This is a genomic window from Ruegeria sp. AD5, assembly GCF_056542345.1.
In genome coordinates, this window is sequence record NZ_JBQFZR010000001.1 from 606,665 (window position 1) to 629,009 (window position 22,345).

Consider the following 22,345-nt stretch of genomic DNA (forward strand, 5'->3'; position numbering starts at 1 on the left):
GCGCCCTGCGGGGCGCAATGCCTCCGGCGGAGGTATTTTTGGCCAGATGAAGGGGGATCCGGTTTCGCATTGATGCGGCGGGTCACTGCAACACAAAGGGCGATTGAACATGGTGCAGAAGAACGACAATCCTGCTGATCCGTTCAAGAAGGCTCTGGCCGAGGCTACTAAAGTTATGGCCGACGATCCCGAATTGTCGGTGAGCTACACTGTTGATCCATCGGGCCTGTCGGGCGAGTCGATGCGTTTGCCGCAGGTCTCACGCCGGATGACGCGCGAAGAGGTTCTGTTGGCGCGCGGGACGGCAGACGCATTAGCTTTACAACGCAAATATCATGATGACGCGACCCATGCGCGATATGCCCCTCCGGGTGATATGGCACGGGATCTTTATGAGGCGATGGAGACCGCCCGGTGCGAGGCGATGGGTGCGCGGGATATGCCCGGCACCGCGTCGAATATCGACGTCAAGATCGGGCATGAGGCGATCCGGCGCGGCTATGATCAGTGCAAACAGCCTGCGGATGCGCCATTGGCTGTGGCGGCGGGCTATCTGATCCGGCATCTGGCCACGGGCCGCGACATGCCGCCTGCCGCCGAGAATGTCATGAACCTGTGGCGCGGATTTATCGAGGAACAGGCCGGCGGGACGCTGGAAAATCTTGACGAAATCCTTTCGGACCAGGCCGAATTTGCCAAATTCGCCCGACAGATGATCAAAGATCTGGGTTACGGCGATCAGCTGGGTGATGACCCGGATGAACTGGACGACGAGCAGGAAGATCAGGCCGAGGATGACGCTGAAGAACAGCCCGATCCCGACAGCACCGGGCAGGATGATCAGGACGAACAAGACGCCGACGCGACGCCTGAACAAACTCAGGAAGAACAGCAGGACCAGTCTCAGGCTCAGGTCTCGATGGACGAGATGGCCGAGGATGAGATGGGTGATGAGGCTGAAATGCCCGAGGGCGAGGCTCCGCTAGAACCGCCAGCCCCGCCACCTGCGTCCGAGGCGGACCCGGATTACAAGGTCTATCTGAACACCCACGACGAAGAGATCGCAGCTGAAGATCTGGCCGAACCGGCCGAGCTGGAACGCCTTCGCGCCTATCTGGACCAGCAGTTGGAGCCCTTGAAGGGCGCGGTCAGCCGTCTGGCTAACAAGTTGCAACGCCGCCTGCAGGCGCAGCAGAACCGGTCTTGGGAGTTCGACCGCGAGGAAGGCATTCTGGATGCCGGACGTCTGGCGCGCGTCGTGGCCAACCCGACCACGCCACTAAGCTTCAAGGTCGAAAAAGATACCGAATTCCGCGATACGGTGGTGACGCTGCTTCTGGACAATTCCGGCTCGATGCGGGGCCGTCCGATCTCGATTGCCGCGATCTGTGCAGATGTCCTGGCGCGGACGCTGGAACGTTGCAACGTCAAGGTCGAGATCCTGGGCTTTACCACCCGGGCCTGGAAAGGCGGTCAGGCGCGCGAGGCGTGGCTGAACGATGGCCGCCCGCAGCAACCGGGGCGTCTGAACGATCTGCGCCACATCATCTACAAAGGCGCCGATGCCCCATGGCGTCGCGCGCGACCCAATCTGGGTCTGATGATGAAAGAGGGCCTGCTGAAGGAAAACATCGACGGTGAGGCGTTGGAATGGGCGCATCGCCGGATGCTCGCGCGGCGTGAGGCCCGCAAGATCCTGATGGTGATCTCGGATGGCGCGCCGGTCGATGATTCAACGCTCAGCGTGAACCCGGCGAACTATCTGGAAAAACACCTGCGCGACGTGATTGCGATGGTGGAAAAACGCAAGATGGTGGAATTGCTGGCCATCGGGATCGGCCATGACGTGACCCGCTATTATGATCGCGCCGTCACGATCACCGATGTCGAGCAGCTTGCGGGTGCTATGACCGAGCAGTTGGCCGCACTGTTCGACAGCGACCCGCGCGCCCGCGCGCGCGTGATGGGGATGAAGCGGGCCAGTTGACGGCCCTGCTTCGACAGTGCAGACTTAGTGCCATCCAAGCCAGTTTTTGCACCGCTGAAGGCGACTTTGCTTATGGTGGCGTAACGGATAGCGCATAAGCGCTATATCGAAGGGCAGGAACATCATTCGTTCTCCTGTTTATCTGCTTGGATAGTGTCCCAACCCTGCCCGGCCTGCTTGTAGCTGGTCCTGAGATACGCCCTAGAAACCCTTGAGATTGTTGTTGAACCTTGTCGTTCCGCGAGAAACGGAGTGTATTTGCCCCATGCGCTATGAGTTTGCAGACTGTATTCTGGATGTGGATCGACACGTCCTGACCCGCCGGGGTGAGCCCGTCGCAATCGAACCTCAGGTATTCGATCTGTTGGTCCTCTTGGCCCAGCACCCAGGTAAGCTGGTGCCCCGGGACGAGATCATCGCGCGTGTTTGGAGTGGCCGCTTTGTCTCGGATTCTACCATCAGCGCACGAATTGCAGCGGCGCGTAAAGCAGTCGGCGACGATGGCAAAGCGCAGCGGATCATTCGGACAGTCGTACGGCGCGGGTTGCAAATGGCGGCGGATGTGACCTGTGACGCCGACACCGATTCAGGCGTAGACAACCATACGCAACGGCTGCGTTACGCGCGCGGTGCGAAGGGTCGCGCTGTTCCATACACGCTTTCCGGTGATGGGTTGCCGATGCTGCGCATCGGTTCGGTCGTGCACGATCTGGAGGCGGAATGGCGCATCCCGTCCGAGCGTACCCGGTTACAGGACATGGCAAACCGTTTCCGCCTGTTACGCTACAACAAGGACAATGACGTCAGCTCAAACATCGACCATCAGGCGGTGTATGACCGCAGAATAGAAGAAATCCTGACCGTCGTGAATGCAGCGGGGTTTGACCGCTTTTCCATTCTCGGTGAAATGGGCGGCACCTTCCCTGCCCTACACTTCGCCGCAAGACACCCCGAGCGGATTGACAAGCTAATTATCTCCGGCGGATGGGCAGAAGGGCGAGATTACCGGGAAGATACCAAACAACCCGACTCGATCCGGTCACTGATCGCGGAAGGCTGGAACACGCCGGGCAGCGGCTATGCTATGGGCGCTGAATTCAGCTATTTTCCAGAAGGTCCGCTGGATAGCGTTCGGCACATGGTCAATGAATTGCAGACACTTTATTCAAGCGAGGAAAGACTTCACTACCGTGACATCGCCAATAGCACCTCGGTGCTGCAACTTCTTCCGATGGTGCAATGCCCCACGCTGGTTCTGCACGGGCGGCACACAGCCGTTCACCCCCTGTCCGAGGCGCGCAAACTGGCGGCTGGAATCCCCAATGCCTCGCTTGTGATCCTTGAGACCGGCAACCAGATACCATTGCCTGGAAATGAGGCCTACAACCCATATATCCAGGCCATTCAACGCTTTCTTGAGACAGAAGAATAGTGTGCGCCGGGGCGCTGGACATTTCCTACCGCAGGCCGCAGGTTTGCGCGCAGCAAGACCGACGAATGAGGCCGCCCATGTTCCAGAGTTTCGAAGTGACCGCACGCCCCGAGCAAGGCCCACCACGACTGGCCGCTTTGCGGGACGAGCTGGCGCGCGAAGGCCTGCAGGGCTTCCTGATCCCGCGTGCGGATGCGCATCAGGGTGAATATGTGGCCCCTCGGGATGAAAGGCTGGCCTGGCTTACCGGATTCACCGGTTCTGCGGGGTTTTGCGCGGCGCTCACGGACATTGCCGGGGTTTTCATCGACGGGCGCTATCGCACTCAGGTAAAGGCCCAGGTCGCACAGGATTACACGCCGGTCCCATGGCCAGATGTCAGCCTGAGCGCGTGGTTGAAAGAGCAATTGCCAAATGGCGGCAAAGTCGGGTTTGATCCGTGGCTCCACGCTGCAGGACAGATTTCGTCTGCACAGAAAGAGCTTGAAGGCAGCGGCGTCGAACTGGTGCGCTGTGATAACCTTGTAGACCGAATTTGGGCGGATCAACCCGACCCTCCGATGAATCCTGTCAGGGCACATCCGATTGAATTTGCAGGTGAAAGCGCCGAGAGCAAAATCAAGCGCCTCGCGAGTGACCTGCAGAGCGCAGATCGTGCGGCAGCGGTGATCACCTTGCCGGATTCGATCATGTGGCTGTTGAACATTCGCGGCGCGGACATCGCATACAACCCTGTGGCCCATGGCTTTGCCATCCTGCACGGTGATGGGCGGGTGGATCTGTTCATGGCCGCTGCCAAACTGAACGGGCTGAAGGATCATCTGGGCCCGCAGGTCACCCAACACCAACCCGACGCGTTCCTGACAGCGGTTGAGGCACTTGAAGGCAAGGTACAGGTCGATCCGGGAACGGTTCCGCAGATCGTAGCGGATGCGTTGGGGGACCGTATGGTCGATGGCGGCGATCCCTGCGCCCTGCCCAAAGCCCGCAAGAACCCGGCCGAAATCGCAGGCACGGCCGAGGCACATCTGCGAGATGCCGCAGCGGTGATCGAACTGCTGTGTTGGTTGGACGCGCAGAAGCCCGGCACCCTGACCGAGACACAGGTAGTAACGCGGCTGGAAGAAAGCCGCCGCCGGGACAACGCGCTGCAGGATATCTCATTCGACACCATCGCGGGCACCGGGCCGAACGGGGCCATCATGCATTATCGCGTGACCGAGGAAACCGACAGCAGGCTGGAAAACGGTCACCTGCTGGTGCTGGACAGCGGTGGGCAATATCTGGACGGCACCACCGATATCACCCGCACAATTGCAATCAGCGATGTTGGGGATGAGGAAAAGGCCTGCTTTACACGCGTCCTTAAAGGCATGATCGCCATGTCGATGCTACGCTGGCCTGTTGGCTTGGCAGGACGCGATATCGAATGCGTAGCGCGGCTGCCGCTATGGCTGGCCGGGCAGGATTTCAACCATGGGGTCGGTCATGGGGTCGGTACCTATCTCAGCGTGCATGAGGGCCCTCAGCGCCTGTCTCGGGTCAGCCATGTCCCGCTTGAGCCGGGCATGATCCTGTCGAACGAGCCGGGATATTACCGCGAGGGTGCTTTTGGCATCCGGCTTGAGAACCTTGTCGTAGTGGAAGAGGCCCCAAACCTGCCCAGCGGTGACGACGAACGCGCCATGCTGAACTGGCGTACGCTGACTTATGTCCCAATCGACAGGCGTTTGATTGTAGTCGATTTGCTGACACGAGAGGAACGTGCTTGGCTGAACGCCTATCACCGCGACGTGGCGGAAAAAGTCCGGCCAAGGCTGGGCGACGCCGCTCAACTGTGGTTGGATGCCGCAACCGCACCGGTCTGACACCGGATTGTTACATAGTTTGGGCAGAGGAGAAGCCCTGACACGACGAGGGAAGGAACAGGAATGACAGACACCATCACGATCCGCAAAGCACCGGGCAAATGGAGCGTCCGTTCAGGCGGCGCGATTTTGGGTGAAACCAACAACGCGCTGGAACTTCTGGAAGGCGACAAAGACCCGGTTATCTACTTCCCGCGTGCGGACATTGCGATGGCCTTTCTGGATCGGACCAACAAAGTCACCCAATGCGCAGGCAAGGGAGACGCCACGCATTTCTCGATCGTAAACAAATCCTCAGTCACCGAAAACGCCGCTTGGAGTTATGAAAACCCGATCGACGCGGTGGCCGAAATCAAGGATCACTTGGCCTTTTATCCCGCAGACTCGATCAAGGTGGAACAACTCTGATCCAAGTATCCGCGCAGGACCGGATCGATCTGCAAAACGGCGAAAATCCTCAGAACCTGCCCTGTCCACAATGTTGCGAGGTGACCATGACAAAGCGTCTATTGAATTCCGCAGGCACGATTGCGACCCTGACGATGGCCTTTTCAATGGCTCTGCCCGCCGCAAGCTCTGCCAACACCGGTCTGGCCAATCCCGCGGCAACATATTGCATCGCGCAAGGCGGGCTCTACGGTATCCATGACGGTCCGGACGGTCAGAGCGGTATCTGCCAATTGCCCGACGGCACCCGGATCGATGCATGGACCTATTTTCGCGAACACCATGCGGGCGCGGATGGCAGCAAGCCGGTCGGCCTTGCAAATCCCGCCGCCGTGTACTGTGGCTCAATTGGAGGCGAATATGACCTGACCACGTCTCGCTGCGCACTGAGCGACGGTACGTCCTCCGATGCATGGGAGCTGTACCGCAAGGCACATGGAAAAACGCATCAGGTGGTGAACCCCGCAGCAGCCTACTGCCTTGAGATCGGCGGCAGCTACAAGATCAAAGACACTGGTTCGGGTCAGGTGGGTATATGCACCAAGCCGGACGGCACCTCGCAGGACGCATGGGCCCTGTTCCGTGCGGAAAATCCCGAGTGATCCGATCCGGTAATCAAGCCCGACATCCACACCCAAAATGAACTTGAAGCCCCGATTGAACCGCAGTTTACCGACGATCAGAGCGCGTGGTAGTGACCGTTTTGCGACAGCCTGATCGCGTCCATTAAGTCGCCTTGGCTAATTTTCAGGTTTTCCTGCAACGCAAGCATATTATCTGGCTGCTGATTACACTGGGGTTCGCTTTCCTCGCTTTCGATGAAGGGTTCGAGATTCACGAAGGTCTGGACAAAGCGTTTCACCGCTTTTTCGGGATTTCGCAAACCAGCCTGACCGACCAGATCGAGGACATACCTGATCCCCGGATTTGCCCTTCTGGCCGCATCCTTGGTGCACGATGCCGTTACAAATGACAACGCCTTGTTTCTGTGAGTCGATATCCCCGGGGCCAATGTTCTTGATGTAAAACTGCCCCTTCGCACGCTTGAGGAACTTGAAAAACTGATGCCCGAGGTGGAGTTCCTTGCCTGTTTCGTTCAGGTTCCTCGGTAGGTCAACTCGACCTCTGATCAGCCATTCGATGCAATCTCTGCACCGGCGGCCGAGAAAGCCTGCCAATACACACACCCGCCTCGAAACAGTAAGTCGCAACATAGGTTTCAGAACCACCCGCGCCGCGATTGCAGTAGCCCTGGACGATCTGCTGTTCTAGTGTCGCGCAGCGACCAGACATAGGACTTGGGAATGAAAATCGCCACCGCCGCCTACGACCTCGATTGGCTCGATAGTTGGGCTCAATATGAAGACAAGCTTGAGGCATGGGTTTCCGAGGCCGCAGGACAAGGTGCCGACCTTCTGGTCTTTCCCGAATATGGCGCAATGGAGTTGTCGACGCTCGACGGCCCTAAGGTGGCCGGTGATCTCGAACGCTCAATCCGGGCGGTTTCCGACCGGATGGAAGATGTACAAGTTGTGCATTCGCGCCTTGCAAAGATGTACAACACATACATTCTGGGGGCTTCCGCCCCGGTCATCGACGGACCAGGGCGCCCGGTGAACCGCGCAGTGTTCTACGTTCCTGACGGTCGTCTCGATCATCAGGACAAGCAGATCATGACACGGTTTGAACGCGAGGCCTGGGACATCGCCCCGGGCGGTTCGTTGAAACTGTTTGATACCGCATTGGGTAAAATCGGCGTTCTGATCTGCTATGATAGTGAATTCCCTCTCTTGGGTCGGGCCCTGAGCGAGGCCGATTTGATCCTCGTTCCATCCTGCACCGAAGCCCTGTCCGGGTATTGGCGTGTGCGGATCGGTGCCATGTCTCGTGCCCTTGAAAATCAATGTGTTACGGTAATGTCATCGTTAGTTGGCGGCAATGAATGGTCCGAAGCAGTCGACATGAATACCGGCATGGGTGGCGTGTTTGGCCCGCCCGATATCGGGTTCCCACCGACGGGAGTGCTTGCCGAGGGCACGCTGAATACCGCTGGCTGGACCTATGCCGAGGCCGACCTGTCCACAATTGCAAACGTCCGCGCAGACGGGTGGGTGTTGAACCGCACGCACTGGACCGAGCAAGACGCTCGGGTCGATTCAGTCACAATATCACCCCTTTAGGTGACTTCGCCCTTGAAATAAGGCCGAAATAGGCTCATTTAAGCGCACGATCTGCAGATTCTGCAGGTGCAACCTAATGATGGAGACAACATGGCCAAGGAAGATACGCTCGAATTTCCCGGTGTCGTGAAGGAACTCCTGCCTAATGCGACGTTTCGGGTCGAGCTGGAAAACGGCCATGAGATCATCGCACATACGGCAGGCAAGATGCGCAAGAACCGCATCCGTGTTCTGGCCGGCGACAAAGTTCAGGTCGAAATGACCCCATATGATCTGACCAAGGGTCGGATCAACTATCGCTTCAAGTAACGCTTCGTACATGGCGTTTATCCTCGGATCGGGCAGCCCGCGGCGGCTGGACCTGCTGGCGCAGCTTGGCGTTCGGCCCGATGCGATCCGTCCGCCGGATATCGATGAAACGCCGCTGAAAGGCGAACTGCCAGCCCCCTATTGCAGCCGCATCACGCGGCAAAAAGTTCAGGCTGTTCAAGCTGATAGCGATGATATCACCTTATGTGCCGACACAGCGGTCGCACTGGGTCGCCGCATTCTTGGCAAACCCGAAGACGCGGGACAAGCTGCAGAGTTTCTGCACGCCCTGTCCGGCCGACGCCATCGGGTGATCACTTCGGTCGCTGTGCGGCGCGGGGATAAAATCCTCCAGCGTGACGTGGTTTCTCAGGTAAAAGTGAAACGTCTGTCCGACAGCGAAATCAATGCCTATCTTGCGACGGATGACTGGCAGGGCAAGGCCGGAGCCTATGCAATACAAGGTCCTGCCGGTGCGTTCATCCCGTGGATTTCAGGCTCGTTCACCGGTATCGTCGGCCTACCCCTGTCCGAAACTGCTGCACTGCTGCAAGGCATCGGCTATCCCTTATATCGCGAGGTATCATGAAGGGTCGTACCATCATTCTGGATCATATTCAGGGACGCGAAGCTGCAGCTCTGATGGTGGATGGTATTCTCGACGATTTCCTGATCGCCACAGATGCCCCTGCGCCAGGTACGATCTACCGCGCCCGCGCCGATCGCCCGGTCAAAGGTCAGGGCGGCATGTTTCTCACCACACCCGACGGCCCGACTTTTCTGAGGCAAGTCAAAGGGTTGGCACCCGGTGCTTTGCTACTGGTGCAGGTGACCGGATATGCCGAGCCCGGCAAAGCCATACCCGTCTCGAACCGTATTCTGTTCAAAAGCCGCTTTGCGATCGTGACACCTGACGCGCCCGGCCTGAACATCTCGCGCCGTATCCGTGATGAAGATATGCGCGACCAACTTCTCGAAATCGCGCATGAGCAAATGGGAAACAGCACGCACGGCCTGATCCTGCGCTCGTGCTGTCAGATGGCGGATGCAGATGAAATCGCTGAAGATATCTCAGCCATGTTGGCACTTGCCGAGCAGGTATTGGCTGATACGGGCAGTGAACCAGAATTGCTGAGCGAGGGCGATGGTCCGCATATCCTGGCCTGGCGTGATTGGACGGACCCGGCCGAGGTCGTGACCACATCCGGCGGATTTAAGGACCACGGTGTCGTTGATGCGCTCGATACAGCAAAGGGGATTTCCGAAACGCTTCCCGGTGGAGGACACCTCTATATCCAACCGACCCGCGCGCTGGTTGCGGTGGATGTGAACACCGGCGCCGACACATCTCTCGCGGCGGGAACCAAAGCTAACTTCGCCTGCGCCAAAGCCCTGCCGCGCGCCCTGCGCGTGCGCGGGTTGGGGGGGCAGATCACTCTGGACCTTGCACCGATGCCCAAGAAAGACCGGAGGGGTTTCGAATCGGCCTTGCGGGCGGCATTCAAGTCCGATCCTGACGAGACGATCCTGGCCGGTTGGACCCCGCTTGGCCATTTCGAACTACAGCGCAAACGTGGTCGTATCCCATTGACGGAGATCCTGAAATGAGCTGCCCGATCTGCGGAGAAGATACCCAGCAGGCCTTTCGACCATTCTGCTCCAAACGCTGCGCGGATATCGATCTGGCAAAATGGCTAAACGGTTCTTATGCGGTGCCATCGCAACGTGAAGAAGACGCCGAGACGACCTCGGAACCAACCGAAAGCCCCACGTCCCTCCCGCATTGAAAAAATGTCAAAAAGCCTCTGGACACCGCCTGTGGCAAGTCATAGAAGGCCTCCACCCAATGGCAAACGCCATTCCCGTGCCCGGGTAGCTCAGGGGTAGAGCAGTGGATTGAAAATCCTCGTGTCGGTGGTTCGATTCCGCCCCCGGGCACCATTTTATAATTAAATCAATTACTTACAGATTTTGACGTACGTAAGATGACGTAAAGTTCGATTCCTCTCAGTAGAATCGAACCACCGACAAATCTGTATGGAATCCACGCCCAAACAACTTGAAATCTTTAGTGTTAGGCTTGTTTCAAGATTCAATTTCGGTGCGCTCACATCGAGCAAGGACGAGCGCTTTGCAGTCTTCGTCTTCTAGCTTGACCTTTTTGGGTGCCCGAACATTACATATTCCTGTTTTGGAACATGTCGCTACAATCTATGGCTGTGTTTGTATTGAAGTTTGAAAGCTAAAATGGTTTTCTCAGCAAAGTTTTTAGGAGTGATTTGAGAAGTGGCTGACGTATCGCGGAAAGAGTTTTTTGATAGAATTGACGGAACTCCTCAGAAACGCATGTTTCTCTCCATCATGGCAGACTACGACCTGCCAACGGCAATCTGCGAATTGGTCGACAACGCGATTGACCATTGGATCGCTACAGAAAAGTCTGAGGGTACTGCAATTTGGTTGTTCCTTGACACAGAGCGCCAACTAATAACGGTACGCGATAATGCGGGCGGCGTTCCTGTTGATCAGATGAGGTTATTGATCGCGCCAGGAGCTACCCGTTTGTTCGATTCAGGAAACTTGATTGGCAACTTCGGAGTAGGTGGAAAAAGAGCCAGTGTTGCGTTGGGGGAGCAGGTCGCAATCACATCTCGTTTCAAGAAGCAGGGTAGTTACCAACTAGAAATCACGAAGGACTGGTTAGCAGACGAGGACTGGAGAATCGACGTGAGTCGTGTTCCCAACATTGATCCCAACACAACAAACGTCAGAATTTCTGAAGTTCGTCAGGGCTTTTCTCAGCAAGATCTAGATGAATTGTACAACCATTTAGAAGCGACTTACTCTAGGTTCATCAAAGAGGGCTGCCAGATATTCTTGAACGGCACCCCCGTGGGAGCAACGACTTTCGACACTTGGGCTTATCCGCCGGGCCACCCCCCTAGGCAAATGAGTTTTGACGTCGATCTAGCTGACGGTAAGCTTCTTAAAGCCAAGGTGACCGGCGGACTAATCAGAGATAGAATCCCAGAAGCCGACAACTACGGAGTGTATTTCTACTGCAACGGGCGACTAATACTGAAAGAACTTAAGACTAGAGATGTCGGTTATTTCATTACTGCAGAGGCGGGTGTGCCGCACCCAGATGGATCGCTTTGCCGGGTAATCGTAGAACTCGACGGTTCAGCGGAACTAATGCCTTGGAACAGTAGTAAAAACGGAATTAGCTTCAGTCATCCTGCTTTTACGCAAGTCAGACCTAGTATTATTGAGTTGGTGACGTACTTTTCCAAGTTGTCACGACGTTTTAAGAACAATCGGGACGAAGGGGTTTACCAGCACGACTCCGGTGCCGTCGAACCTCTAACGCCAACCACCAAAGCATCTAAAAAGCGTTTGGTTTTACCACCGATTAAGCGGGAACCAAAGCTATCCTACTCGCAGAAGCTATTGCAGCTAAACCAAGGCACTATGGCCAGAAAGCCTTGGACCCTGGGATTGGTTGAAGCTATGGGCATGATCGACGTAGCACTTGATCAAGGTTTTGAGACAAAAAATAGAGCCGCGTTGATACTTCTTGATAGCAATGTCGAAATTGGAATGAAGGAATACATTGTAAACAACACGGCTCTGTTTCCACCTCACAAATACAAAGGGAACACGCTTACGGACATACTCACAAACCGAACCAAAGTCCTGAATGAAGTCAAAGGGCATCTAAGTATTGATACTAATACGGAAGCCAAGCTGAAATATTTCTACGGACTTCGAAACAAATTGATACACGAACGAGCCTCAGTCCAGATTCTGGATCGAGATATAAATGAGTATAGAGGGATCGTAGAAAAACTGCTTCGGGAGATGTTCGGGGTGCGCTTTCCAAGATAGACCCATCGCATCGATGGCAATGCAAACAGAACCTACACACACCAATATCGTCACGTTTGCATATATGCAGAGGTTCCCACTCTCTTACAGCATAGTTTTTGTTCTTGGAAGGCAAGCAAGTTTCAGGCACCGTTCTGCTTTACGTCACCCAAAAGCTTGAGGATCACTGTTCGGCTAAAAAGACGTAAGAACGACGTAAAGCTTGAAATTCCGATGTCTAAGTGCTTGAATTAAAACGTTGCAGATTCCGCCCCCGGGCACCATTCCCAACAGGTAAGCTACTGTTTCCCTTCAGCTTTAACTGGAGCTGACCAAGGGCGTAGTACATGCTGGAGAACAAAACCGTTCCCTTCTCATTTGTGAATGCAGAGGTCTTCTACTTTACACGACGGGTCCCGAAGGACCTCGATCACCACTAGCTGCAGAGAAGTGTTGCTTTCCGGCGGTCTCCGAGCGACTCAATGCGATGGCTGAACTCGTAAGGCTGGGGATTCCCGTCTCGGCGAGGCTGCAGCCGCTTGTACCGGACAACGAAGAAGACGCGGCAAAACTAATTCGCGGATTCGCTGATTGTGGTGCGAAACACGTTTCGGTCGAGTAATTGAAACTGCCTATCGAAAAAAATGCTTCGCAGTCAAAAGTGTTGGAAAGAGTTCTTCCGAGCGCCCGAAAAGACTACCAATCACGGCAAGCGGATCGCGCAGGTAGGGAGTATGTGCTACCGCCTGAGCACAAGATTGAAGGCCACGAGTATCTATCAACAACCGCCAAGAAACATGGATTAATCTATGGCTATGCCGATAACGAGTTTTTGCTTCGCAACCCCTTTCGCTCTTGCTGTAATGGTGCAGATTTGTTCCTGAGGGGCTCTGGGTCTCTAACATCACGCATTTCATTGTGATCAAGATAGCCATAGCTCAGCCCAAAACTCAGATCCGCAGCACCTAATCCTACCGAAAATTGACGGCATGATCTGCACCTCCCATACGTCGATCCATGTCATGCCTATTGCTTCACCGACGCAGGTCCATCTAGCGCGGGGGACGATCTAAATACTGATGATTATTAGTGCGATCAATTTACACCTTTAACCGCAGAATAAAGTCGGCGGAATTTCATCAACCGCTCGGAAAGTGCAGCCATTTCAGCGGGTTCAAACCCTTCGGTTGTGGGCGGGTGATATGCCAAATCGGCTTTCGTCAACGCGCCGAGACCACACGCCGCGAGCCGGGCTGCGCCATATGCCGGACCGGAATCCGCCCCATCAGATCGTACAATGGGTTTTCCAATCACCGTTGCGATCAAACCAAGCAACAATTCTGATCGGCTGCCGCCTCCTATGGCGGCCAATTCGGGCAGGTCGTCAATTGTGTCACCAAAACTGAGCGCTGCATCGGCAAAGCAAAACGCAATTGCCTCAACTACAGAGCGGCAGATGTCAGCACGCGTTGTTGAGTCCTCCAGTCCAAAGAAACTGGCCCGAATACGTGGGTCTCCGTGCGGGCTGCGTTCACCCGTCAGATAGGGCAGAAAAATCGGAACGCGATCACCGTTGACCGTTTCAGCAAGCGCGACAACTTCGGTAGAAGTCAGCCCCAACTGATCCCCAATCCATGAAATGGGCCTTGCCCCGTTCAGCATCGCAGCCATTTGATACCAACGATCGGGCAGCGTGTGTGCCAAAGCATGAACATAGCTTTCAGGGTTAGGCTTATAACTTCGATTAGCCACAAATAGCTGACCGGATGTCCCGAGTGAGATGAACCCACGCCCTGGCTCGGTAGCACCCAATGACACCGCCCCTGTTGCCGCGTCCCCTCCTCCGGTCACGACGGGAATACCGGGTTTCAGCCTTGTCTCTGCCGCAGCTCGCGCGGTCACTTTCCCAACAACCGTTTGACCGTCGAATACTGGCGGTAACCAGTCGGGCTTTACAAATGTGGCTTCGGCGACAGCGGCATTCCATTTGCGCGACGCCTGATCAAGCCACATTGTTCCGGCCGCATCGGACGTATCGGTTGCCAATTCTCCATGCAGGCATAAGCCGATGTAGTCTTTGGGCAGCAGGATATGGGCAAGTCGACCGTAATGTTCGGGCTCATGTTGTCTAAGCCATGCAATCTTAGGTGCGGTAAAGCCTGGCAAGGGCAGGACACCCGCAATCTGTCCAATCTGTGGTTCGGCCGCACGCAGTTCATCACACTCGCGTGCTGATCAGCTGTCATTCCAAAGGATCGCCGGGCGGATCGGACGCAGATCGCGGTCCAGCAAAACGGCACCATGCATTTGACCGGACAATCCGACGGCCTTGATTGCGGACAATCCAATTCGGCCTACAAGTTGGTTCAAAGCGTCTACTGTCGCCTTCCACCAAAGGTCCGGGTGCTGCTCAGACCAGCCGGGCTGGGGTGAAGATGTCTGTATCCCCACCGAAGATGTCGCGAGAATCCGGTCCCTATCCGCGTAGGCAAGCTTGACAGCCGAAGTTCTGATATCGATCCCGAGATACACTCAAACCCCTCGCCCCGTTCAACTACTCGGAGACCGTCTGGCTATTGATTTTTTAGCGCGCGCAAAGAATATGTAAAGATACGATAAAATCAAGGCGGCTATGATCCGCAGGCAGACTAGCATGACCAAGATTAAGAATATGGAAGAGTTCGCGGCCCTCAGCGGCATTTCGCGGCCCACAGTATCCAAATATTTCCATGATCCCGAAAGTGTTCGCCCGACGACAAGGGCGCGCATCGAAGAAGCGCTCGAACGGTTTGATTACCGCCCTAACATTTATGCGGTGAACCAGAACCGAAAGCTGACCAAGAATATCGGCATCGTCGTACCCTATTTGTCTGACCCTTTCTTTGCAGAAATCGCACGGTATCTGGAACAATCCTGCATCGCGGCGGGCTATCGACCGTCTCTCTTCAGCTCACATGGCGAGCAAAAGCTCGAGAACGAAATTCTGGACGGCCTGCAATCCCTGAAACCCGCCGGGGTTTTGCTAGCCCCTTTGGGGCGTATCTCGGACCGATCCGCGATCGAGAAATTCTGTGCCAACGTGCCAACGGTCTTATTTGACAGTAACCTGGATGGTTTGGGGGCTGCCTTTGTTGGATCGGACAATTTCAGTTTTGTGTCACAAACGGTCGAATACATGACCCGCACGGGCGAACCGCCATCTTTCTTTGAAATGCGTACGCCTGCGAATCCGAACGCCAACAAACGTCGAAAAGCCTATGTTGAGGTGATGGAGCGTCTCGGGTTCGAGCCTCATATCATCAAAGTCGACGGCATAGGCTGGGCATTTGAAGAAATCGGTCACCGGGGCGCGTTGAAAGTTCTGGACGAGCGTCAATTGAGGACGAATTCAGTTCTATGCAGCAATGACCGACTCGCAATTGGCTTTCTTGCGGCCTGTTACGAACAGGGGATTCGGGTCGGACGCAAGAACGATTGCACGCTGCGCGTGGCCTCAAATGACGATCATCCGTTCGCAAAATTCACCTGCCCTTCTCTGACCACAGCTGCGCATGACTACGACAACGTGGCCGGAAGAAGTGTCGAAACGCTGTTCGAACTCATTGAAAATGGGGGAGAATTTGAGACACGAACAGAAACCCTTTTCCCTGCGCGGCTCGTATTAAGGAATTCGGCATAACTCGATAATTTTAACGCGCGTAAAGTTTTTATTGACGGCGCGACAATTTACGCTCTACGCTCTCTGCACGACATCCAAGCTCAGGGAGGACAGGGATGTATCTGAAGCACGCACTTCGCGCGGCGACTGCATTGACATTCGTCGCTACGGCCGCAGCCCACGCGCAATCTATCACGATCGCCACCGTGAATAATGGCGACATGATCCGGATGCAGGGCTATACTGACAAATTCACCGAAGCGACCGGTATCGACGTCGAATGGGTAACGCTGGAGGAGAACGTGCTGCGTCAGCGCGTCACCACCGACATCACGACCAAGGGCGGTCAGTTCGACATCATGACCATCGGCATGTACGAGACGCCCATCTGGGGCGCGAATGGCTGGTTGGTTCCGCTAGATGGTTTGTCCGAAGACTACGATGTCGGGGACATTCTGCCCGCAATGGCGGGGGGCCTAAGCCATGAAGGGACGCTGTACGCAGCGCCATTCTATGGTGAAAGCTCGATGATCATGTACCGCACTGACCTGATGGAACAGGCCGGCCTTGAAATGCCCGACGCGCCTACCTGGCAATTCATCCGCGAAGCTGCCGCTGCAATGACGGATCGGGACAATGACATCAACGGTATCTGCCTACGTGGCAAGGCTGGTTGGGGTGAAGGCGGCGCCTTTATCACCGTGACAGGCAATTCCTTCGGCGCGCGCTGGTTTGACGAGGATTGGAAGCCCCAGTTCGATCAGCCGGAATGGAAAGAAGCGCTCACTTTCTTCGTCGACATGATGAATGAATCTGGCCCGGCGGGCTTCGCCACCAATGGGTTCAATGAAAACCTGTCGTTGTTCCAGCAGGGCAAGTGTGGCATGTGGATCGACGCAACCGTCGCGGCATCCTTCGTGACCAATCCTGACGACTCGACAGTGGCAGACAAGGTTGGTTTTGCACTGGCACCGAACTCGGAAGGCGTAGATAAACGCGCCAATTGGTTGTGGGCCTGGGCGCTAGCGATCCCAGCGGGCACGCAGCAAGAGGACGCGGCAAAGCAATTCATCGAATGGGCGACCTCGAAAGACTACATTGAGTTGGTGGCCGAAAATGAAGGCTGGGCCAATGTGCCGCCGGGCGCGCGAACCTCGCTCTATGAGAACCCGAACTACAAGGAAGTTCCCTTTGCGAACATGACCTTGGAGTCGATCCTGATGGCCGACCCACAGAATTGCTGCGCACAGCCGACGCCATACACGGGTATCCAGTTCGTCGCGATCCCCGAGTTTGCCGGTATCGCTACGCAAGTAAGTCAGGAGTTCTCGGCAGTTTATGCCGGACAGCAGTCAGTGGACGAAGCACTCGCCAAAGCGCAGGCCTTCACCACCGAAGAAATGGAAGCCGCAGGCTACTGAGGCATCCCTCCCCGGCGGGCGGGCAGAGGTCTGCCCCCCGCTCTACCCTTCCACAACTCGCGTTTTTCTCGCAGGCTTTGCTTATGCCTGAACAGAGAGGGTTTGCGTCATGGCAACTCAACATTCCCGATCCGTCGCGCGCCTGATGATGGCACCCGCAGTGGTCCTGCTACTTGGCTGGATGCTCGTGCCCCTGACGATGACGCTGTATTTTTCCTTCAAGAAATATCTGCCCCTTCGCGGTGGCGACTTGGGCTGGGTCGGGTTCGACAACTATGTCCGGTTCGTCTCGTCCAGCTCCTTCTGGCCCGCTGTGCAAGCGACGTTGATGATCGTAGGTGGCGTCTTGGTGATCACCGTAATTCTGGGCATTCTACTAGCGATGCTGCTGGATCAACCCATGTGGGGTCAGGGCGTTGTCCGTATCCTCGTGATCGCTCCCTTCTTTGTCATGCCCACCGTGTCTGCGTTGGTGTGGAAGAACATGTTCATGGATCCTGTGAATGGGTTGCTGGCCCATCTATGGCGCTTTTTCGGGGCCGAGCCGATCTCATGGCTATCCGAGGCCTCGATGACTTCGATCATCATGATCGTCTCATGGCAGTGGCTGCCCTTCGCGACGCTGATCCTGCTGACCGCAATTCAGTCACTGGACAGTGAACAGCTGGAAGCAGCCGAAATGGATGGTGCGCCAGTCCTGAAACGCTTTTATCACATCGTCCTGCCACATCTGAGCCGCGCGATAACCATCGTGATCCTGATCCAGACGATCTTTCTTCTGTCGATCTTCGCCGAAATCTTCGTGACCACCGGCGGCGCCTTCGGCACCCGCACCCTCACCTACCTGATCTTCCAGCGTGTGCTGGAAAGCCAGAATGTCGGCCTCGGATCAGCCGGAGGTGTCTACGCCATCATCCTTGCCAATATCGTTGCGATCTTCCTGATGCGCATCGTCGGCAAAAACCTGGACGCGTGAGGAGGAACGACCATGGCCCGCGCCGTCACATCCCGTCGTAAATCGCTGAACACCGCCCTTGCCTGGGCCGTTGGTCTGCTGATCTTTTTCCCGATCCTCTGGACGATCCTGACCAGCTTCAAAACCGAAGCTCAGGCGATCGCCAGCCCACCGCTGTTCCTGAACTTCGATTGGACGCTTGAGAACTATGCAATCGTACAGGAACGCTCGGATTACATGCGGTTCCTGTGGAATTCGGTGATCATCGCAGGTGGATCAACCATTCTGGGCGTGATCATCGCAGTGCCCGCAGCATGGGCCATGGCCTTCGTGCCGTCCAAGCGTACCAAGGACATCCTGCTGTGGATGCTGTCCACCAAGATGCTGCCCGCGGTGGGTGTTCTCTACCCGATCTATCTGCTGTTCATCCGGTTGGGTCTACTGGACACACGCGGAGGGCTGGTCGTGGTGCTGATGCTGATCAACCTGCCGATCATCGTCTGGATGCTTTACACCTATTTCCGTGAAATCCCCGGTGAGATTCTGGAAGCCGCCCGGATGGATGGTGCCACGCTGAAAGAGGAAATCCTCTATGTGTTGACACCCATGGCCGTGCCCGGCATCGCCTCGACCGTGTTACTGAACTTCATTCTTGCCTGGAACGAGGCATTCTGGACGCTCAACCTGACTGCCGTTGACGCAGCGCCGCTTACCGCATTCATCGCCAGCTATTCCAGCCCCGAAGGCCTGTTCTTCGCCAAGCTCAGCGCGGCATCGACCATGGCGATCGCACCAATCCTCATCCTTGGCTGGTTCAGCCAGAAACAACTTGTCCGCGGCCTGACTTTCGGCGCTGTGAAATAAGGAAGACGACTATGGGACGTATCCAACTCAAGTCAGTGACCAAAAGCTTCGGTGACGTAGAGGTCATTCCACCACTAGATTTGACTATCGAGGACGGTGAATTCACCGTCTTCGTCGGGCCCTCTGGTTGTGGCAAGTCCACGCTGTTGCGGCTCATTGCGGGGCTAGAGGACATCACTTCGGGCTCCATCGACATTGATGGCGCGGATGCAACCGACGTACCGCCCGCCAAACGTGGTCTGGCGATGGTGTTCCAGTCTTATGCTTTGTACCCGCATATGAGTGTGCGCAAGAACATCGCCTTTCCCTTGCGTATGGCCAAGCTGGATCAGGCCGAAATCGACAAGCGGGTCGAAGGCGCAGCAAGCGTTCTGAACCTGAGCGATTATCTCGACCGCCGCCCGGGGCAGCTTTCAGGTGGGCAACGCCAGCGCGTTGCCATTGGTCGCGCCATTGTTCGTGAGCCCGCGGCATTCCTGTTCGACGAGCCCCTTTCAAACCTAGACGCGGCGCTGCGCGTCGGCATGCGGCTGGAGATCAGCGAACTGCACGAACGTCTGGCGACAACGATGATTTACGTGACGCACGATCAGGTTGAAGCCATGACAATGGCCGACAAGATCGTCGTGCTTCAGGCCGGTGTGATCGAACAGGTCGGCAGCCCGCTTGAATTATATCGGACGCCGCGCAACTTGTTTGTTGCAGGGTTCATCGGCTCGCCCAAAATGAACTTCATCGAAGGACCAGAGGCGGCGAAACACGGCGCACAAACAATCGGTATTCGCCCGGAACACATCGCGGTTTCGGAAACTGAAGGTGAATGGTCCGGGATCGTTAGCGTTTCAGAACACTTGGGATCGGACACCTTTTTTCACGTCCACGAGACCGGCCTGGCCGAAACCATAACCGTCCGCGCAGATGGTGAGGTCGGCTTCGGCCATGGGGATCGAATTCACCTGACACCGCGTGCAGATGTCATCCATCGGTTTGATGCGAAAGGCTTGCGGATCGAATGACACGCTTGGCAGGCAAAACCGCCCTGATCACCGGGGCTGCGCGAGGCATCGGATTGGCCTTTGCCAAAGCTTATGTTGCAGAAGGCGCGCGTGTTGCCATCGCCGACATCGACATCCAGCGTGCGAAAGACGCCGCCGCAGAATTGGGTCAGGTTGCATTCGCCATCGAGATGGACGTGACAAACCAACAAAGCATAGATGAGGCCGTCGCAAGAGCCGCTACACATTTCGGCCCTATCGACATTCTGATCAACAATGCGGCAATCTTCACCGCCGCCCCAATCGTTGAGATTGAGCGGGAAGACTACAACCGCGTGTTTGACATCAACGTCTCGGGTGCTTTGTTCACGATGCAAGCGGTCGCCCGGCACATGATCGAGCACGGGACCAAAGGTCGGATCATCAACATGGCATCTCAGGCTGGGCGAAGGGGGGAACCTTTGGTCGCGGTTTACTGCGCCAGCAAGGCGGCGATCATATCGCTGACCCAATCGGCAGGGCTGAACCTGATCGCTCATGGGATCAACGTGAACGCAATTGCTCCGGGTGTTGTTGATGGCGAGCATTGGGACGGCGTTGATGCGTTCTTTGCAAAACATGAAGATAAACCGCTCGGCCAAAAGAAACGCGAAGTGGCGGCAGCTGTTCCCTATGGGCGGATGGGTCGCGCAGAGGATCTGACCGGGATGGCTGTGTTTCTGGCCTCTGACGAAGCCAGGTACATTGTCGCCCAGACATATAACGTCGATGGCGGAAACTGGATGAGCTGATGAACCCTGTGGCAAACGCAAATCCTGCAGTACATCTAAGGCGAGATAACCTTTCAAACCTGCCGACAACTGTCAGGACCCCATCTTACAGGTGCTCGGACCTGACGCCCGGCATTGTCCATATCGGTCTCGGGAATTTTCACCGCGCGCATCAGGCTTGGTATATCCACCAGTTGATGCAGCAAGGTCAGGCCCACGACTGGGCAATCATCGGAGCCGGTGTGCGAAGCTACGATTCCGAGATGCGAGGGCGTCTGCTGGCGCAGGACTGCTTGACGACATTGATCGAACTGGACCCGAAAGGGATGTCCGCCCAGGTAATTGGTCCGATGATCGACTATCTTCCGGTCGAGGCAGGCAATGCAGCGTTGATCCGTAAGATGTCCGAGCCTTCCATCAAGATTGTGTCTTTGACAGTGACCGAAGGTGGATATTACCGAGATGCCAACACGGGTGCCCTCGACACAGATCACCAAGAAATTCTTCATGATGCAGCAAATCCAAATCAGCCGCGCACGGCCTTCGGTGCGATCATTGCGGCGCTCAAGCAGCGCAGGGCACAGGGCATCAAACCCTTCACCGCGCTGAGCTGCGATAACCTTAAGGATAATGGCGTGATCCTGAGGAATTGCGTTGTCGGTCTAGCACGCCTGTCTGACCCTGCTCTGGCCGACTGGATAAACCAGAACGGCGCATTCCCCAATTCAATGGTGGATTGCATCGTGCCCGCTACAACAGACCAAGTGATATCACAATGCCACGCACTTGGCGTCGATGACCAAGCACCCGTATCGCACGAGAACTATCGCCAATGGGTGATCGAGGACGATTTCTGCGCGGGGCGCCCACCCCTGGAACAGGTTGGCGTCACGCTGACGCGTGATGTCCAAAGCTATGAAACGATGAAACTGCGCATTTTGAACGGCGGTCACCAGTTGCTTGCTAATGTCGGCGAAATACTTAATGTCCCGACAATTTCGGATTGCATGCAGGACCGGGATATCCTGGCGTTTTTCAGAAAGGTCCAAGAAGAAGAAATTCTGCCTCATGTCGCAGCCGTCCCCGGTGCGACTGCAAATGAATACCTTGAGCAGGTTGAGACCCGATTTGCAAATACGGCCATTCACGACACGACGCGCCGGGTTGCTTTCGATGGATCGGCGCGACACCCCGGGTTCTTGCTGCCGTCACTTCGCGATGCACTTGCGGCAGGCTTTTCCATAAGCGGGCTCGCGCTGGCCGAAGCTTTCTGGTGCCGGATGTGTGCAGGATACCGTGAAGATGGCTCCGAAATCGCCCCCAATGACCCCCAATGGGAGAGTCTACAGAAAGCTTCGCTGGCGTCCAAAGACGATCCAGAACTCTGGGTCGGCCAGCAACACTATAGCGATGCTTGCGCCCTCGGCGCAGACTTTCCCAGAGCTTTTGCCTTCTGGCTAACTACGATCTGGAAACACGGCAGTCGGGCAGCTATCGCGGAATATATCAATCGCGGTTGAGCCCTTTTCTGAACGCGCTTTGCAGAGCAGGGTCAGTCGCCGATACGAATATCGAGCGACACAGTTTCAGCC

21 protein-coding genes, 1 tRNA gene and 1 pseudogene are annotated in these 22,345 nt (G+C 56.0%); 21 read left to right on the forward strand and 2 right to left on the reverse strand.

Annotated features, from left to right (window positions below):
- The first annotated feature begins 109 nt into the window (after positions 1–109).
- The 14 genes from cobT to ACR0JG_RS03155 all read left to right on the forward strand — a co-directional run bounded on the left by cobT (position 110) and on the right by ACR0JG_RS03155 (position 12,712).
- On the forward strand, positions 110–1,987 hold the full coding sequence (cobT, locus tag ACR0JG_RS03090; RefSeq protein ID WP_170513326.1) for a cobaltochelatase subunit CobT: 1,878 nt from the start codon (positions 110–112) through the stop codon (positions 1,985–1,987).
- 265 nt (positions 1,988–2,252) lie between these two features.
- A complete protein-coding gene (locus tag ACR0JG_RS03095; protein ID WP_480567483.1) occupies positions 2,253–3,419 on the forward strand; it encodes an alpha/beta hydrolase in 1,167 nt (388 codons plus the stop codon).
- Positions 3,420–3,496: 77 nt separating this feature from the next.
- Positions 3,497–5,287 (forward strand): aminopeptidase P family protein, encoded by a 1,791-nt coding sequence (locus ACR0JG_RS03100; RefSeq protein ID WP_480567484.1) that lies wholly within the window; start codon positions 3,497–3,499, stop codon positions 5,285–5,287.
- Positions 5,288–5,350: 63 nt separating this feature from the next.
- Positions 5,351–5,695: a DUF427 domain-containing protein gene (locus tag ACR0JG_RS03105; RefSeq protein WP_170392698.1), complete on the forward strand. Its 345-nt coding sequence runs from the start codon at positions 5,351–5,353 to the stop codon at positions 5,693–5,695.
- Between the two features lie 86 nt (positions 5,696–5,781).
- Positions 5,782–6,336: a DUF333 domain-containing protein gene (locus ACR0JG_RS03110; RefSeq protein ID WP_480567485.1), complete on the forward strand. Its 555-nt coding sequence runs from the start codon at positions 5,782–5,784 to the stop codon at positions 6,334–6,336.
- A gap of 134 nt (positions 6,337–6,470) precedes the next feature.
- Entirely contained in the window at positions 6,471–6,707 is a 237-nt protein-coding gene (locus tag ACR0JG_RS03115; RefSeq protein WP_170597494.1) for a hypothetical protein, read from the forward strand.
- Positions 6,708–7,038: 331 nt separating this feature from the next.
- Complete coding sequence (locus ACR0JG_RS03120; protein WP_480567486.1) at positions 7,039–7,914, forward strand: carbon-nitrogen hydrolase family protein; 876 nt, start codon at positions 7,039–7,041, stop codon at positions 7,912–7,914.
- A 90-nt stretch (positions 7,915–8,004) separates the two neighbouring features.
- The gene (gene infA / locus ACR0JG_RS03125; RefSeq protein ID WP_005978431.1) at positions 8,005–8,223 is read left to right on the forward strand and encodes a translation initiation factor IF-1; all 219 of its coding nucleotides are present in this window, start codon (positions 8,005–8,007) and stop codon (positions 8,221–8,223) included.
- A gap of 10 nt (positions 8,224–8,233) precedes the next feature.
- Entirely contained in the window at positions 8,234–8,812 is a 579-nt protein-coding gene (locus ACR0JG_RS03130) for a Maf family protein (RefSeq protein WP_480567487.1), read from the forward strand.
- Positions 8,809–9,831: a ribonuclease E/G gene (locus tag ACR0JG_RS03135; protein WP_480567488.1), complete on the forward strand. Its 1,023-nt coding sequence runs from the start codon at positions 8,809–8,811 to the stop codon at positions 9,829–9,831. Before ACR0JG_RS03130 ends, ACR0JG_RS03135 begins: the two co-directional genes overlap by 4 nt.
- Positions 9,828–10,010: a DNA gyrase inhibitor YacG gene (locus ACR0JG_RS03140; RefSeq protein ID WP_170402469.1), complete on the forward strand. Its 183-nt coding sequence runs from the start codon at positions 9,828–9,830 to the stop codon at positions 10,008–10,010. Before ACR0JG_RS03135 ends, ACR0JG_RS03140 begins: the two co-directional genes overlap by 4 nt.
- A gap of 79 nt (positions 10,011–10,089) precedes the next feature.
- Positions 10,090–10,164 (forward strand) — tRNA-Phe (locus tag ACR0JG_RS03145).
- Between the two features lie 345 nt (positions 10,165–10,509).
- Positions 10,510–12,111: an ATP-binding protein gene (locus tag ACR0JG_RS03150; protein ID WP_480567490.1), complete on the forward strand. Its 1,602-nt coding sequence runs from the start codon at positions 10,510–10,512 to the stop codon at positions 12,109–12,111.
- Between the two features lie 466 nt (positions 12,112–12,577).
- Positions 12,578–12,712 carry a hypothetical protein gene (locus tag ACR0JG_RS03155; protein ID WP_480537039.1) on the forward strand — a complete coding sequence of 45 codons (135 nt, stop codon included), beginning with the start codon at positions 12,578–12,580 and terminating at the stop codon, positions 12,710–12,712.
- Between the two features lie 473 nt (positions 12,713–13,185).
- On the opposite strand, the gene ACR0JG_RS03160 is transcribed toward ACR0JG_RS03155, so the two are convergent.
- Both ACR0JG_RS03160 and ACR0JG_RS03165 read right to left on the reverse strand, forming a co-directional pair.
- Entirely contained in the window at positions 13,186–13,941 is a 756-nt protein-coding gene (locus ACR0JG_RS03160) for a xylulokinase (protein ID WP_480569007.1), read from the reverse strand.
- Positions 13,918–14,622: pseudogene (locus tag ACR0JG_RS03165) on the reverse strand (FGGY family carbohydrate kinase); the annotation flags it as partial. The gene ACR0JG_RS03160 and the pseudogene ACR0JG_RS03165, both read right to left, overlap by 24 nt.
- A 121-nt stretch (positions 14,623–14,743) precedes the next feature.
- Here ACR0JG_RS03165 and ACR0JG_RS03170 point away from each other — a divergent pair.
- From ACR0JG_RS03170 to ACR0JG_RS03200, 7 genes are all read left to right on the forward strand, one after another.
- Positions 14,744–15,769 (forward strand): LacI family DNA-binding transcriptional regulator, encoded by a 1,026-nt coding sequence (locus tag ACR0JG_RS03170; RefSeq protein ID WP_170565216.1) that lies wholly within the window; start codon positions 14,744–14,746, stop codon positions 15,767–15,769.
- 95 nt (positions 15,770–15,864) lie between these two features.
- Entirely contained in the window at positions 15,865–17,169 is a 1,305-nt protein-coding gene (locus ACR0JG_RS03175) for an ABC transporter substrate-binding protein (protein WP_170392705.1), read from the forward strand.
- A gap of 109 nt (positions 17,170–17,278) precedes the next feature.
- Positions 17,279–18,145, forward strand: coding sequence for a carbohydrate ABC transporter permease (locus ACR0JG_RS03180; RefSeq protein ID WP_170392706.1), 867 nt, complete (start codon positions 17,279–17,281; stop codon positions 18,143–18,145).
- Between the two features lie 12 nt (positions 18,146–18,157).
- Positions 18,158–18,988 carry a carbohydrate ABC transporter permease gene (locus ACR0JG_RS03185; RefSeq protein ID WP_010443328.1) on the forward strand — a complete coding sequence of 277 codons (831 nt, stop codon included), beginning with the start codon at positions 18,158–18,160 and terminating at the stop codon, positions 18,986–18,988.
- An 11-nt stretch (positions 18,989–18,999) separates the two neighbouring features.
- A complete protein-coding gene (locus ACR0JG_RS03190; protein ID WP_480567491.1) occupies positions 19,000–20,004 on the forward strand; it encodes an ABC transporter ATP-binding protein in 1,005 nt (334 codons plus the stop codon).
- A complete protein-coding gene (locus tag ACR0JG_RS03195; RefSeq protein WP_170392708.1) occupies positions 20,001–20,774 on the forward strand; it encodes an L-iditol 2-dehydrogenase in 774 nt (257 codons plus the stop codon). Before ACR0JG_RS03190 ends, ACR0JG_RS03195 begins: the two co-directional genes overlap by 4 nt.
- Positions 20,774–22,273, forward strand: coding sequence for a mannitol dehydrogenase family protein (locus ACR0JG_RS03200; RefSeq protein ID WP_480567492.1), 1,500 nt, complete (start codon positions 20,774–20,776; stop codon positions 22,271–22,273). The genes ACR0JG_RS03195 and ACR0JG_RS03200 overlap by 1 nt, the downstream gene beginning before the upstream one ends.
- Positions 22,274–22,345: the final 72 nt, after the last annotated feature.